General features: G+C 59.6%; 12 protein-coding genes. 4 read left to right on the top strand and 8 right to left on the bottom strand.

The window, feature by feature from the left end; genetic code table 11:
* The 3 genes from ABR989_RS08340 to ABR989_RS08330 form a co-directional block, all read left to right on the top strand.
* Positions 1-1,359: pyridoxal phosphate-dependent decarboxylase family protein (locus tag ABR989_RS08340; protein WP_428127489.1), on the top strand; the 1,359-nt coding region annotated here is incomplete at its 5' end.
* 173 nt (positions 1,360-1,532) lie between these two features.
* Positions 1,533-2,783, top strand: coding sequence for a DUF3300 domain-containing protein (locus ABR989_RS08335; protein ID WP_428127487.1), 1,251 nt, complete (start codon positions 1,533-1,535; stop codon positions 2,781-2,783).
* Between the two features lie 74 nt (positions 2,784-2,857).
* Positions 2,858-3,916: a DUF2950 domain-containing protein gene (locus tag ABR989_RS08330; RefSeq protein ID WP_428127486.1), complete on the top strand. Its 1,059-nt coding sequence runs from the start codon at positions 2,858-2,860 to the stop codon at positions 3,914-3,916.
* 28 nt (positions 3,917-3,944) lie between these two features.
* Here the strand turns inward: ABR989_RS08330 and ABR989_RS08325 are convergent, their stop codons facing one another.
* From ABR989_RS08325 to ABR989_RS08315, 3 genes are all read right to left on the bottom strand, one after another.
* Positions 3,945-4,715, bottom strand: coding sequence for a hypothetical protein (locus tag ABR989_RS08325; RefSeq protein ID WP_428127484.1), 771 nt, complete (start codon positions 4,713-4,715; stop codon positions 3,945-3,947).
* Positions 4,712-5,863, bottom strand: coding sequence for a chromate efflux transporter (gene chrA / locus ABR989_RS08320; protein ID WP_428127482.1), 1,152 nt, complete (start codon positions 5,861-5,863; stop codon positions 4,712-4,714). Before chrA ends, ABR989_RS08325 begins: the two co-directional genes overlap by 4 nt.
* A gap of 88 nt (positions 5,864-5,951) precedes the next feature.
* Positions 5,952-6,260: a PadR family transcriptional regulator gene (locus ABR989_RS08315; protein ID WP_428127480.1), complete on the bottom strand. Its 309-nt coding sequence runs from the start codon at positions 6,258-6,260 to the stop codon at positions 5,952-5,954.
* Positions 6,261-6,459: 199 nt separating this feature from the next.
* On the opposite strand from ABR989_RS08315, the gene ABR989_RS08310 reads away from it, so the two are divergent.
* Entirely contained in the window at positions 6,460-6,840 is a 381-nt protein-coding gene (locus ABR989_RS08310) for a DoxX family protein (RefSeq protein ID WP_428127478.1), read from the top strand.
* A gap of 338 nt (positions 6,841-7,178) precedes the next feature.
* On the opposite strand, the gene ABR989_RS08305 is transcribed toward ABR989_RS08310, so the two are convergent.
* The 5 genes from ABR989_RS08305 to ABR989_RS08285 all read right to left on the bottom strand — a co-directional run bounded on the left by ABR989_RS08305 (position 7,179) and on the right by ABR989_RS08285 (position 14,053).
* Positions 7,179-9,617 carry a heavy metal translocating P-type ATPase gene (locus tag ABR989_RS08305; protein WP_428127476.1) on the bottom strand — a complete coding sequence of 813 codons (2,439 nt, stop codon included), beginning with the start codon at positions 9,615-9,617 and terminating at the stop codon, positions 7,179-7,181.
* Positions 9,618-9,651: 34 nt separating this feature from the next.
* Positions 9,652-9,918 carry a DUF5676 family membrane protein gene (locus tag ABR989_RS08300; RefSeq protein WP_428127474.1) on the bottom strand — a complete coding sequence of 89 codons (267 nt, stop codon included), beginning with the start codon at positions 9,916-9,918 and terminating at the stop codon, positions 9,652-9,654.
* A gap of 9 nt (positions 9,919-9,927) precedes the next feature.
* On the bottom strand, positions 9,928-10,203 hold the full coding sequence (locus ABR989_RS08295; RefSeq protein WP_428127472.1) for a YHS domain-containing protein: 276 nt from the start codon (positions 10,201-10,203) through the stop codon (positions 9,928-9,930).
* Positions 10,204-10,314: 111 nt separating this feature from the next.
* On the bottom strand, positions 10,315-10,899 hold the full coding sequence (locus tag ABR989_RS08290) for a hypothetical protein (protein ID WP_428127470.1): 585 nt from the start codon (positions 10,897-10,899) through the stop codon (positions 10,315-10,317).
* A 7-nt stretch (positions 10,900-10,906) separates the two neighbouring features.
* Positions 10,907-14,053, bottom strand: a complete 3,147-nt coding sequence (locus tag ABR989_RS08285) for an efflux RND transporter permease subunit (RefSeq protein WP_428127468.1) — start codon at positions 14,051-14,053, stop codon at positions 10,907-10,909.
* Positions 14,054-14,059: the final 6 nt, after the last annotated feature.

Below are 14,059 nucleotides of genomic sequence, written 5' to 3'. Positions count from 1 at the left end.
ACCTTCGAGACCTACCACGAGCTGCCCAGGAAGAGCCGCCAGCCCGAGGAGGTCATGCGCGAGTTGCGCAGCATCGCGCGCCAGGAAAACACGCGCTGGCAGACCGGCCAGATCTCGGGCACCTACTTCCATGGCGGGATGGAGCACTTTGCCTACCTCAACCGCGTGTTCGCGCTGTTCTCGCACGTCAACCTGCTGCACCGCGACATGTGCCCGAGCGGCACCAAATTCGAGGGCGAGATAATCTCGATGACCGCGCGGATGCTGGGCGCGGCGCTCGCGCGCGAGAGCGATCCGCAGGCCGACGTTTGCGGAGCGATCACTTCGGGCGGCACCGAGAGCGTCATGCTGCCGATGCTGGCGTATCGGGAGAAAGGGCGTGCCGAGCGCGCAATCACGGCGCCCGAGATGGTGGCGCCGGATACGATTCATCCGGCGTTTTCCAAGGGCGCGCACTTTTTCGGCATCAAGCTGATTCGCGTGCCGGTCGGAGCCGATTACCTGGCCGACGTGGACGCGATGCGGCGCGCCATCGGGCCCAACACCATCGCGATCGCGGGCTCGGCGGCGAATTTCCCGCACGGGCTGATCGATCCGATCGAGAAGTTGTCCGAGCTCGCGCTTGAAGCCGGCGTCGGTCTGCACGTCGATAGCTGCTTCGGCGGCTTCATTCTGCCGTGGATCGCAAAGCTCGGCTATGACGTTCCGGCGTTCGACTTCCGCCTGCCGGGCGTCACCTCGATGTCCTGCGACACGCACAAATGGGGCTATGGGCTGAAGGGCGCGTCGGTGGTGCTCTATCGCAATCGCGCGTTGCGACGGCACATGTACTTCGCGATGACCGACTGGCCGGGCGGCTTGTATGCGTCGCCCACGGTGGCGGGCACCCGCTCGGAGGGAATCAGCGCATCGACATGGGCGGCGATGGTCACGCTCGGCGAGGAGGGCTACCTGAAGGCGACCCGCCGCATCATGAAGGCGGCGGACACGATCAAGTCGGGAATCGCAAAAATCCCGGAGCTCAAGATTATCGGCAAGCCGACCTACTGCATCGGGATTACGTCGGACAAGGTGGACATCTACCACGTCAACGATTTTCTCGTGGGGCGTGGATGGCGGCTTAACGGGCTGCAGCGGCCGGCGGGCTTTCATATGTGCGTCACCTTGCTCCAGACACTTCCCGGAGTGGCGGCGCGTTTCGTCAAAGACATCGCGGCCGGCGTCGAATACGCGAAGAATCCGCCCGCGACGCCCGCGCGCAGCGGCGCGATGTACGGCGGCGGCGCGGCCTCGTTCGATCCATCGATGGTAAATGAACTGATACTGGCGTATCTCGACGCGAGCACCGACGTCCCGTAACCGGGCCGGCGCCGCTCTGGAAAGGCCGTGGAGCAAAACCTGGCTGAAGCCTTGCCGAGGGAGACCGTTTGGTCTACAAGGCGATTAGAAGCGAAGAGGAAAACGGAAATCCCGGATGAACTACCAATTCGATTAATCCCACAAACGTTGGGCTCTGTCGAAAGGAGCGTTTGATGAAAACGCTGAAGCGTCAAGGCTGGTCGTCGCTGCTCAGTTGCTGTCTCGTGGCGGTCTTATGCGCAAGCGGCCCTTCGCTCCCGGTGGCCTGGGCGCAAGCAGGTCCGGGAGAGGCGCCGGCTCCGCTTTCAAGTGACGAACTCGACCAGTTGGTAGCGCCGATTGCACTGTATCCGGACGCACTGGTCGCACAAATCCTGGCGGGCTCGACTTATCCAATCGAGGTCGTCCAAGCGGCCCGCTGGCAGAGCGCAAACGCCGGATTGAGCGGGGCCAGCCTGGCCGCGGCCGTTGACAGCCAGGATTGGGATCCCAGCATCAAGGCGCTGACCCAGTTTCCATCGGTATTGGCGAATATGAACACCAACCTGTCGTGGACCTCCGCGCTCGGCCAGGCCTACTACTCTCAGCCCCAGGATGTGCTCAACGCCGTTCAGGTGATGCGCCAAAGAGCGCTCGCCGCGGGGACCCTGGCGAACACACCTCAACAAACAGTCGTCAACCAAAATGGCATGGTCATGATCGAACCGGCCAATCCCGATTTGGTTTATGTTCCGACGTATAATCCTTTTGCGGTATATGGCGCGCCAGTCCCAGTATATCCCGGATACTCGATGGGAGAGCTGATTGGCGTCGGAGCATTGGGGTTCCTGGCCGGAGTGGCGGTCGGTCTGTTCGCAGACCAGCCTTGGGGATGGAATTACTGGAACACCGACTGGCACCACCATTATGTGATTTATCAAAATAATGTGTACGTCTCGAATACCAGCAGCTTTGGCTCTGTCGGCGGCTATGGGGGCGGGTATCGCGGAGGTAGAGGTAACTTCAATCGCGGGGCTGGAGGCTACACCGGCGCTCAGCGGGGAGGCGCCAAGGCAGGCTACGGAGGAGCCGGCACGTCGGCGAGTCGTCCGGCCAATGCGAATCGCGAGACGGTAAGCCGCGAGCCAGGCCAGATGGGCGCCGCCGCCGAAGCCCGTCCGGGGGCCGGCGCCAAACCATCATACAGGTCCAACGCGCCAGCTACGCGAAATATCTCCAGGCCGCAGGCCAATCCCTTGCGAGGCTTCGCCAAGGCTCCGGAAACCGGTCTCAACAGAAGCGCATTCGCCCGGATCGCACCAGGTCGCGAGGCTGTGGCCGCCAGCGCCCGCGGTCGGACCAGCTTCGGCCGGGCACCGGCCCGCGCGGCGCCATCGGCTCATTCCGCCGCGGGACGTGCAGCGCCTGCCGGTCATAAGCGTTGAGCGGAGAAGGCTTGGAGGATAGGCCACGCAAAGCGCCCTGTGGACACGAGGGCTTACCACCTAAGGAAAGAGCAATGCTTCAAGCAAGAGACGATAATCGAGGAAGCGGCATCAGCCGGCTAATCCTAAAGGTCTTACTCATCGGCTTGCTAGCTACCGGACTAGGTACCTCGCAACCGAGCTCCGCCCAGGAGCCAGGCCAGAAGGCCTTCAGTTCGCCCGCCGCCGCGGCCGATGCGCTGGCCGCGGCTACAGAGAAACACGATAAGCAGGGAATGTTGGCGATTTTCGGTCCCTCCGCCGAGGACCTGGTCTCCTCCGGCGACCGGGTTGCTGACAAGGAAAACAATGATCGCTTCGTCGAGAAATATCATGAGATGCATCGGTTCGTTGCCACCGGCTCGGGACGAGTATTGCTATACATAGGCGCGGAGAACTACCCGCTCGCGATCCCGCTGCAAAAAAAGGGCGGCCAATGGTATTTCGACACGGCTTACGGCGAGCAGGAGGTTCTATATCGCCGGATTGGCTTCAACGAACTGAATGTAATCAAGGTCTGTGGGGAAATAGTCAAAGCCGAGCAGGAATACCGCGCCGCTCTTCATGACGGCGACCCGGCGCATCAATACGCTCAGAAGTTCAGAAGCACCCCCGAGAAGCAGGACGGTCTGTACTGGGAGGTCAAGTCAGGCGAGCAGCCGGAAAGTCCCCTAGGTCCACTGGTAGCCGAAGCCGCCAGTGAAGGCTACGGACCTCGCCTTCATCGTGTCGCGGGCCAACCTCGTCCTTTCCACGGCTACATTTACCGGCTGTTGACCCGTCAAGGGGCCGCTGCGCAGGGCGGCGCCAAAGATTATATCGTCGATGGCAAGATGACGGGTGGGTTCGCGCTGGTCGCTTATCCGGTTCGCTATCGGGACTCGGGAGTGATGACCTTCGTGGTCAATCAAGACGGCCAGATCTATCAAAAGGACCTGGGTCCGCAGACCGCCCAGATCGCTTCCGAGATGGTAGAGTACAATCCGGACAAGACTTGGCAAGCGGTCGACGAAACCGGGAACACGAACATCTCTGAGCTCAAAGCTCCGACCACCATCAGAAAGCTATCGCTGAAGCGGTCTGCCAAAGCTTGACCTCGGGGCGCAACGTTACTCCAGCAAGTTATGGATTTGGTCCAAAGGTTAGTTGATAAGCGAAATATCCCTGAAGTTGGTTCGGTCCTCCGAAAGCGGGACCGGCCGAGAACATGATGTGCTGAGTGCCGCTAAGGTCCCACACCATCCCGAGATTAAACCCGGTCTCCTCCGGCTGACCTGTCTGTTGCGAGGTGCCGTGAAAGATCTCTATGCCCGGCGTGAGGTTTGGCAAAACCTCACGCTGTATGACCAACCCGGTGAACCACCAATTGCGGTTGTTCGCGCCGGGATTGATCCAATAACCGCCTCCTCCATAAGCGGTCCACTTGCCCATGCTCTTCTGGAGCCATATCGGCAAGAACGTCTGCAGGCGCCCGCTTCCAAGATTCCGAGCGTGAGAGCCGGTCGGCACTTCTAACAGCGGAAACGTTCCGACCTGCGGGACCCAGTCGCCTTCCTGAATGAAGCGAAACTTGACACCAAGCTCAGTATCGCCATAGCCATATCTGTTGCTCCCCTCACTGGGCGCATAGAAGACCAGCGGCGCGATCACGTGCAGCTGAATGTTTGGAAGCGGCCCGCAATTCACTTCCAGGTGGGGAGATGTGCTGGTCCAGGCACCCGGCTGTTTGGTGAATAGCGATGCCAAGTAAACCTCCCAGTGCTGATATTCGACGGGTTCGGGATCATCCGTGATATATGGAGGTCCTGCGAATGCAATCACTGGAAAGCTCAGGATAAAAACGACAACCGCTAACAGGCTGATCGTCGCTGCCCCACGGAGACCGGCCTTCATCCTCCGAACCATCGCGTTGCGGCAAAGCCAACGAGCCCGGCTGCGAAGATCAGCCAGGCGGAGTTCATCCGAGAGTAAATCAACAGCAGGGCGCTGATTGCGGCCACAACTGCGGTCGTAACGTCGACGAGCGCGGCTCGGCTGACCTGCAACGTGACAGCGGCCATCAAAGCGAGGGCGCCAACATTCACTCCGTCAAGCAACGGGCCTGCGATGGGCGAGCGCCGGATGCGCGGAATCAACGGACGGCTGGCAGCGACGAAAATAAACGACGGGACGAAAATCCCAATCGTTGCAACGATCGCTCCGGTCGTACCGCCCAGCAGGTAGCCGATGAACGTAGCGGTGGTGAATACCGGTCCCGGAGTGACTTGGCCGACTGCGACTGCGTCGAGTAATTGCGACTGGGTCATCCAGTGCAAGCGATCTACAAGGTCCGCCTGAAGGAAGGCGAGCAACACATAGCCGCTCCCATAAAGCACTGCGCCGACCTTGAGAAAGAAGAGAAAAAGTCCTACGAGGCTGAAGGGTGCGATCGCTGCCGTTGCACTTACGCTCTTGAGCACTGGCAGAATACCCGGCCATCTGATCGTTGGGATCGCGGCAAAGGGCTCCGTGAAGCGGCGTTGATTGATCCACGCCGCGCCCGCTGTGACAACACCGGCGCCGAAGAGAACGAGCAGCGTGTTGACGCCAAGCAGCGCACTCGCGGTAGCGATGAGGCCAATTATAGCGAGAAATCTGCTCTTAACTGCGCTGGGAGCGAGCCTCCACAACGCCTGCAGCACAATGGCAATGATGACGGGTTTGATCCCATACATGATTCCCTGAACCTGAGGCAGCGATCCGAACCGAACGTACGCCCACGCGATGGCCATCACGATGAGCACGGCGGGGACAATGAAACAGACCCCGCCTACGACCAGCCCTTTCCAGCCCGCTTTCTGATGGCCGATGTGAATCGCCATCTCCGTGGAGTTCGGCCCCGGAATCAGATTGGTCGCGCCGAGCATGTCGAGGAATTCTTCGTGCGAAAGCCATTCTCGCCGCCGGACGAATTCTTCTTCCATCATCGCGATGTGAGCCGCTGGTCCGCCGAAGGCGGTCGTGCCAAGCCGCAAGAACGAAACGGCGATTTCTTTCAGCATCCGTGGGTCGGTAACGATGTGCCGCGAAAGTGGTGGGCCGTCCTGCTTGGCAGTCTCACGGTGATCCCCGCTTCTTGGCGATGCTTGCTCATCCATCTTCGAAGAGTTCTGCGAAGAGCTCGTGGACTTTGGTCTTCGCCTTTTGCAATGCCTTGCGGCCCACGGGAGTCGCTCGGTAGAGACGCCGGCTATGTCGACCGTTTCTTTTCTCGAACGAGCGCAGATATCCTTCGCGTTCGAGGCCGTGAAGGAGCGGGTAGAGGGTTCCAGCGCTCAACCTGTAGCCGTGCCGCCCGAGTTCCTCGATGATTCCCAACCCGAAAATCGCCTCCTTCGACGCGTGGTGGAGAATGTGGAGGCGGATAAGTCCGGAATAGATTGCATTGGATGCGGCCATCAATTATCGTATCTCGATATCGAAGTTAGATAGCATCCGGGATAAGCGAGCGCAATCATTCAGCGGCGTGGCTTTCTAAATCTGATCAACCTGTTCACCTCCAAATGCGGGCACGGCCATTAGAGGAATTGAGATCAACAGACTTCTCGCTCCCGCCTGGAACGCGAGAAGCATTGTCTTCATTCGACTGGCCGTCGGCTTGATCTTCTTCACGCAGGGAATTCTCAAATACATCGACCCGTCCATGGGAATTCTCCGATTCGCGAAGATCGGATTCCCATACCCCGCTTTTACGGCGCATTTTGTAGGAACCTTCGAGATCGCCTGTGGCTTTCTGGTCTTGATCGGCCTTTTCGCCAGGTTCGCGAGCATACCGCTCTTGATCGTAATCCTGACCGCGATCTCGACCACCAAGATCCCCGAGTTGTTGCACCCGAATCAGGGCTTTTGGTTCATGATGAGCGACGCGAGGACTGATTTTGCGATGACGATGGCTTTGCTGTTCCTAATCAACGTCGGAGCCGGGGCATGGTCTTTCGACGCTTGGTTTTGGGATGGAAATCTGCGCGCGCAAGTTTGACCAACGACTTCGAACAAGCGCAGACCCCGTACGATTGATTGAATCACGACCCGGGAGTCATTGATGCTTTTGTCTCCGATGCCGAGTTCAGTCGATGCCATCATCACTCAAATGAGGATGTGCCTTCTAATGGTTACAGCAGGATTCCCTTCTTCAGCGCACGCTCCTTCATGATCGCGAAGAACACGTGCACTTCCCCTCGTCGGACAATTCCACTGGCCTGAGCGCCGTGAGGTTCGTTTCACCCAATCCGGAACTAGCTAAATCCTGCCGAAGTCGACCTGCAGACGTGGCGCTCGCATCCGGGACCAGCACGCGCGCAAGACCATCTTCCTGCTTCAGAGGGCAACCGTTCGCAATCTGAGTGCGTTGGCGATTATTGACACGGAGCTCAGGCTCATCGCGGCGCTCGCGATTATTGGACTCAGCAGCAGGCCGAATACGGGGTAGAGAACGCCGGCGGCGATCGGTATTCCGAGCACGTTGTAGAAAAACGCAAAGAATAGATTCTGCCGGATGTTGCTCATGGTCGCGCGGCTTAAGCGCCGCGCCTTCGCGATGCCGCGCAGATCGCCCTTGACCAGAGTGACGCCCGCGCTCTCCATCGCGACGTCGGTGCCGGTGCCCATCGCGATGCCGACCTGCGCCTGCGCCAGCGCGGGCGCGTCGTTGATACCGTCGCCCGCCATCGCGACGATGCGCCCTTCCGACTGCAATCGCTTCACCACCGTAGCTTTCTGATCGGGCAGCACCTCTGCCTCGACCTGATCGATGCCAAGCTTTTTCGCGACCGCCGCCGCGGTGATTCGATTGTCGCCGGTCAAAACGACGATCTTGACGCCGTCATCCTGCAGCATCTTGAGTGCTTCCGCGGTCGATGCCTTGATTGGATCGGCAACACCGATGAGTCCGGCAGGGCGGCCGTCGATCGCGAGGTACATCACGGTGTGGCCATCTTTCCGCTGAGCGTCGGCATCGGCGGAAACAGTTTCGATGGCAACGCCGAGCTCGCGGATCATGTGCTGATTTCCAAGCGCTACAGCGCGCCCTTCGATGCGGCCGGTCACGCCTTGGCCGGTCACCGACTTGAAGTCCTCGGAGGGCACGAGACTCAGCCCGCGCGCTTGAGCGCCTGCCACAATGGCCGCCGCCAGCGGATGTTCACTGCCACGCTCGAGGCTGGCGGCGAGCCGCAAAACGTCGGCGTCGGTGAAACCGTCGAGCGCAGTGACTGAGACCAGTCGCGGTTTTCCTTCGGTCAGAGTCCCGGTCTTGTCGACGACGAGTGTATTCACCTTCTCGAGAATCTCGAGCGCTTCGGCGTTCTTGATCAGCACGCCCGCGGTCGCGCCACGCCCGGTGCCAACCATGATCGACATGGGAGTTGCGAGGCCGAGCGCGCATGGACACGCGATGATCAGAACCGCGACCGCGTTCACGAGCGCATAGGCCATGCGCGGCTGCGGGCCGACAATCGCCCAGACGATGAAGGTGATCACGGCCGAAAGTATGACGGCCGGGACGAAATACGAAGCAACCACATCGACGAGCCGCTGAATCGGAGCGCGGCTGCGTTGGGCGTCACTCACCATGCGGACGATCTGCGCGAGCAGAGTATCGCTGCCAACTCGCTCGGCACGCATGATAAATCCACCGGTTCCATTGATGGTCGCGCCAATCAGGCGGTCACCCGGTTTCTTTTCAACGGGAATTGGCTCGCCGGTAACCATCGATTCGTCAACCGAGCTGGTCCCCTCCACTACGACGCCATCGACGGGGACTTTCTCGCCCGGCCGCACGCGCAACCGATCTCCCGGGACGACGCGGTCAAGCGCGATATCTTCCTCGCGGGCGTCGGGCCTGATCACGCGTGCCGTCTTCGGCGCCAATCCCAGCAGCGCTCTGATCGCGCTGCTGGTATTGCTTCGAGCCCGAAGCTCAAGGACCTGGCCGAGCAGCACCAGCGCCGTGATCGCGGCTGCGGCCTCGAAGTAAACCGGTACGGAACCATCGGCGCCCCGGAATGAGTCGGGAAATAAATTCGGGAACACGGCTGCGAACAGGCTGTAACCGTATGCGACGCCGACACCCATCCCGATCAAGGTGAACATGTTGAGGCTGCGGTTGACGATCGATTGCCAGCCGCGAACGAAAAGCGGCCAGCCCGCCCACAGCACGGCTGGAGTTGCGAGCGCCAATTCAATCCAGGTTCGGACCGACGCGGGCATCACGCGCTGAAAGGGCTGGCCCGGAAGCATGTCCGACATTTCGATCAAGATCAGGGGCAGTGCGAGCGCGACGCTTATCCAGAAGCGCCGCGTCATATCGGCCAGTTCCGGTGACGCCTCATCGCCGGCGCTTACGACGCGCGGCTCCAAGGTCATTCCGCAGATTGGACAATTGCCCGGCTCAGAACGGACGATCTGTGGATGCATCGGGCAGACGTATTCGGTTTTCGAAACCGGCTGGATTGGCGCGACAGATTCAAGCGCCATGCCGCATTTCGGACACGACCCCGGATGGTTCTGCCGAATCTCGGGATGCATCGGGCACGTGTACAAAGGAGCACCCGCCGCAACTGGCAAGGGGGCGCTGCCTTTCGCCGGTGCCATCTTCGGTGCCGCGCGAGTTACATAGGTGTCAGGAGCGCTTTTGAATTTCTCAAGGCAGCGGATGCCACAGAAATGGTACATCGCGCCCTTGTATTCAAACGATCCGGCGCTCTTGGCCGAATCAACCTGCATCCCGCACACCGGGTCGATGACTTGACTGCTCAACGTCTCTCCAGGTGGCTGGCGGCCGGGCTGGCCATCAAGCCGCTCGTTGTCTTGCCGATATCACGTTGTAGAGTGGCACCCAGATCAGCGTGAAGTACCACCCCCACGCGTAGCTTTCGACTATACCCAGGAAAAAGCTTCCCCAGCTAATCCATTCGAAGGCCGGCAACAAGCGCTGCCACGCCGTATGCATCTCGTGCGCCGGCATAACGAAGTCCCCCGCGACACAAAGGACGAAAGAGATCGCCAGGAACAGGCTGGTTGCATGACCGACGCCACTGAATGAGACACTCCGGTTCATACGATCCTCCTACGCGCGCGCGAATTGCTGAGGGTTGGTGTCGAACTGGTCCAGGCATTTGCGAGAACAGAACCGGTACTCGCGACTTTGGTATTTCTCCGAGTAGCCGGCATCCGGGGCAACCTCCATGCCGCATACCGGATCTTTAGACGATTTTCCGGCGCCGGGTCCTGTCCCTTGCGGCCCTTCGTGATGATGGCCATGAACCATGTGCGCGCCGCAGCCAAACCGCATTATGAAGTAGAAGAATGCCGCGAACAGGAGAAGTGAGATTATTCTATCCATCGTTGCTGCCTCCCATACCTTTGCTATTCGGTTAACCGGCACCCAACACTCGGAGTTCGATTGCGCTACTTTCGGGGCAGGGCGGCGGTTGCCGCCCCGCCCGTCGTGGACTTACTGTCGAGTCGGTGCGGCGGCCTTTTTGGCCATTTCGTGATGCTCCTTTGCGAGCTTTTCTGTGTCTGCCGCGATCTGGTCCCACATCGCTGCCACGTTGTCGCACATCTTGCCCATGCCAGGCATGCCGACTGGCCTCGAAAAAAGACCCGACTTTCGATAAGTCTCCGCCGAGCGCCGATGGAGGTCCGCTTTTTTCTTCGTGTCGGCAGCCTCTTGCTCGTAGAACGCAGCGATGGCCTCATGGTTGGCAGGGGTTTTCGCGTTAGCGATCGCCTGGTCGAGATTGTCGTCCGTCACAGCCGCTTGTTGAGCAATCGCTCGAGTGGCTGGCAGCGTGGCTGCAGACAACATCAAAAGCACCGTCGCGAGAAATATGCTTAGTCGCTTCATCGTCGTTTTCTCCTTCCTTTCGGATTTTTCGTAGTTTTCTACTTCTCTTGAATATTTCCCAAATATTGCACCAACGACTGGATACGCTTGTGAACGCTCCTCTCTGGCACGTAGAAGCGCAACCCCGATCGGCATTTCACGAGGCCCGTGAGCAGCAACTGCGTCGCGACTGTCGATAAGGTTGGCCACCTGCTCCTCAGTGCGGGCTCTTTTTCTTGATTTCCCGCTCCTTCATGATCGCGAAGAACACCGGCACCAGTATCAGGACGTGAATGGTCGACGTGATCATTCCGCCGACGATTGGCGCGGCGATGGGCTTCATCACGTCGGAGCCGATCCCGCTCTCCCATAGAATCGGCGCGAGACTGAGCATCACGACTGCAACGGTCATCAGCTTGGGTCGAAGCCGCTGGACTGCGCCCTCGATCACCGCCAACTCGATGTCCCCATACGCGAGATCGCCGGCGGCGACGCGACGATTGAGAGCTTCGTGAAGATAAATCACCATGACGACGCCGGTCTCGACAGCGATGCCGAACAACGCGATGTACCCGACCCACACGGCAACGCTGAAGTTGAAGCCCATCATGTACTGAAGCAGCAGCCCGCCCGTCATCGCGTACACGGTCGGAAGGATCAGCACGATCGCTTCAGTCGCTGACTGGAAGAGCATGTAAAGCAGGACGAAGATCAGACCGAAAACGATGGGCAGGATCACTGTGAGGCGCTTTCGCGCGCGCAACTGGAACTCATACTCTCCCGACCATTTCACAGTGTATCCGGCAGGCAGATGCAGCTGCCGATCGAGCACGCGCTGCGCGCTGTCAATGTAGCTGCCATAGTCGGACGTCGCGAGGTCAACATAGACGTAGCCGGTCAGCAGCCCGTCTTCATCCCGTATCATCGACGGTCCCGGGCCCAAGCTGATACGCGCGACTTCGCCGAGCGGGATCTGCGCTCCCGTCGGCGTCATGATCAATATTCGACGAAGCGCGTTCAGATCGCTGCGGTAATCCGCGAGATAGCGAACGTTGATCGAGTAGCGCTCGCGTCCCTGGACGGTGGTCGCGATATTCTCGCCGCCCATCCCGGAGCTGACCGCCCGCTGAACGTCTCCGACCGTCAGGCCATACCTCGCGGCGACGGCGCGATCGACATCAACGTTAATGTAGAATCCTTGAGAAACTCGTTCGGCGAAAATTCCCCGCGTGCCAGCGACGGGACCGAGTATTTCTTCGATCTGAGAACCTATCTGCTGAATCCGGTCGACGTCGGGACCCTGAATTTTGAGTCCGACCGGAGTTTTGATCCCGGTCAGTTCCATGTCGAGCCGGTTCTCGACCGGCATTGTCCAGGAGTTCGACAGGCCGGGAAAATGCAGCCGGTCGTCCATCTCGGCAACGAGCTGATCGTAGGTCATGCCCTTTCGCCATTGGTCGCGCGGCTTGAGCATGATCGTCGTGTCGTACATGTCCAGCGGTGCGTTGTCGGTCGCGCTATCGGATCGACCGACGGTGCCGAATACACTCTCGACCTCGGGAAACGCGCGGATGATCTGATCCTGCTTCTGCATCAGATTTACCGCCGACGTGATCGAAATCCCGGGCAGCGCGGTAGGCATGTAGAGACTTGACCCTTCATACAGCGGCGGCATGAACTGACTGCCGATCTTGAAAAGCAGCGGAATCGTGAGCAGCAGGAAAATAACGTTGGCGGCAATCGTCAGCGCGCGATGATGCAGGCACCATCGGATCACTGGCAGATAAATGGCCTGGAAGCAGCACGAGATGGGATTGTTCTCCTCGGGGCGCAGCCGTTTGCCGCGTATGAAGAAGACCATCAGCACCGGGACCACCGTGATCGCGAGAACTGAGGAGAACGCAATCGCGAAAGACTTGGTGTAGGCCAGCGGCCGGAACATCCGTCCCTCCTGCGATTCGAGCAGGAACACCGGCAGGAACGAGACGACGATGATGATCAGCGAGAAGAAAATCGGGCGGCCGACTTGCTTCGCAGCCGATAGCAGAATCCGCTGCCGTTCGGGTTCGGATACTGACTCGCCTTTCTGCGACGCCTCGTGCTGTGCCTCCGACAAGTGCCGGTACCCGTTTTCGACCATTACGATCGAAGCGTCGACGAGCACGCCTATAGCCAGCGCCAACCCGCCCAAGGACATGATGTTGGAGCTGATCTGCAGATAGTACATGGGGATAAACGTCGCGATGACCGCGATCGGCAGCGCGAGAATCGGGATCAGCGCCGAACGCAGATGAAAGAGAAAAACGATGATCACGAGGCTGACGATGATGGCTTCTTCGAGCAGATCGCGTTTCAGTGTGTTGATGGATTCCTGAATTAGTCCCGATCGGTCGTAGCCGGCGACGATTTCGACTCCCGCCGGCAGAGTCTTTCGAATCTGAGCAAGCTTTTGCTTGACCCCGCCGATGACGGTGAGGGCATTCTGCCCGTAGCGCATCACTACAATGCCGCCGACCGTCTCTCCGTCGCCGTTCCATTCAGCGGCGCCCTCGCGAAGATTGGGGCCCAGACTGACAACGCCCAGGTCCCTTATCAGCACCGGTGTGCCGTTGTTGGTCGCAACGGAAATTTCTTCCAGGTCTGCCACCGAATGAACGTAACCGAGGCCGCGGATCATGTAATCCGCTCCTGACATCTCGAGAACCCGTCCGCCGACTTCGCCGTTGCTGTCGCGGATTTTGTCGATCACCGTCTCCAGCGGGACCTTGAGCGCCAGCAACCGATTCGGATCGAGCTTGACCTGGTACTGCTTAACGAAGCCGCCGATAGTGGCGACTTCTGAAACCCCCGGCACGGTTTCGAGCGCGTAGCGCACGTTCCAATCCTGCAAACTGCGCAGCTCGGCGAGACTGTGAAGATGACTCTTATCGACCAGAGCGTATTCGTACACCCAGCCCGCGCCGGTTGCGTCGGGGCCGATCGCGGGATTCACGCCAGCCGGCAACTTGCCGGCTATCTGTTGGAGGTATTCCAGGACGCGACTGCGCGCCCAATAGATGTCGGTGCCGTCTTCGAACACGACGAACACGTACGAATCGCTGGGCATCGTCTGCGCCCGGACTGCTTTCACATGCGGCGCAGCAAGCATCGCGGTGACGATCGGATAGGTCACCTGATCCTCGATCAGATTGGGTGGCTGGCCCATCCATTCGGTGTGGATGATCACCTGAACATCGGAGATGTCCGGCAGCGCATCGAGCGGGATCCGATCGAGCGACCAAACGCCCGCGATTACCAGCGCCAGCACACCGGCGAACAGGATGAAGCGGTTCGCATTACACCAGTCGATAGTTCTCTCGATCATCGTTCT

The sequence above is a fragment of the Binatus soli (SeqCode) genome, from assembly GCF_050015535.1.
In the GTDB taxonomy this organism is placed as follows: domain Bacteria; phylum Desulfobacterota; class Binatia; order Binatales; family Binataceae; genus Binatus; species Binatus soli.
This window is presented reverse-complemented; position numbering and strand designations above follow the sequence as displayed.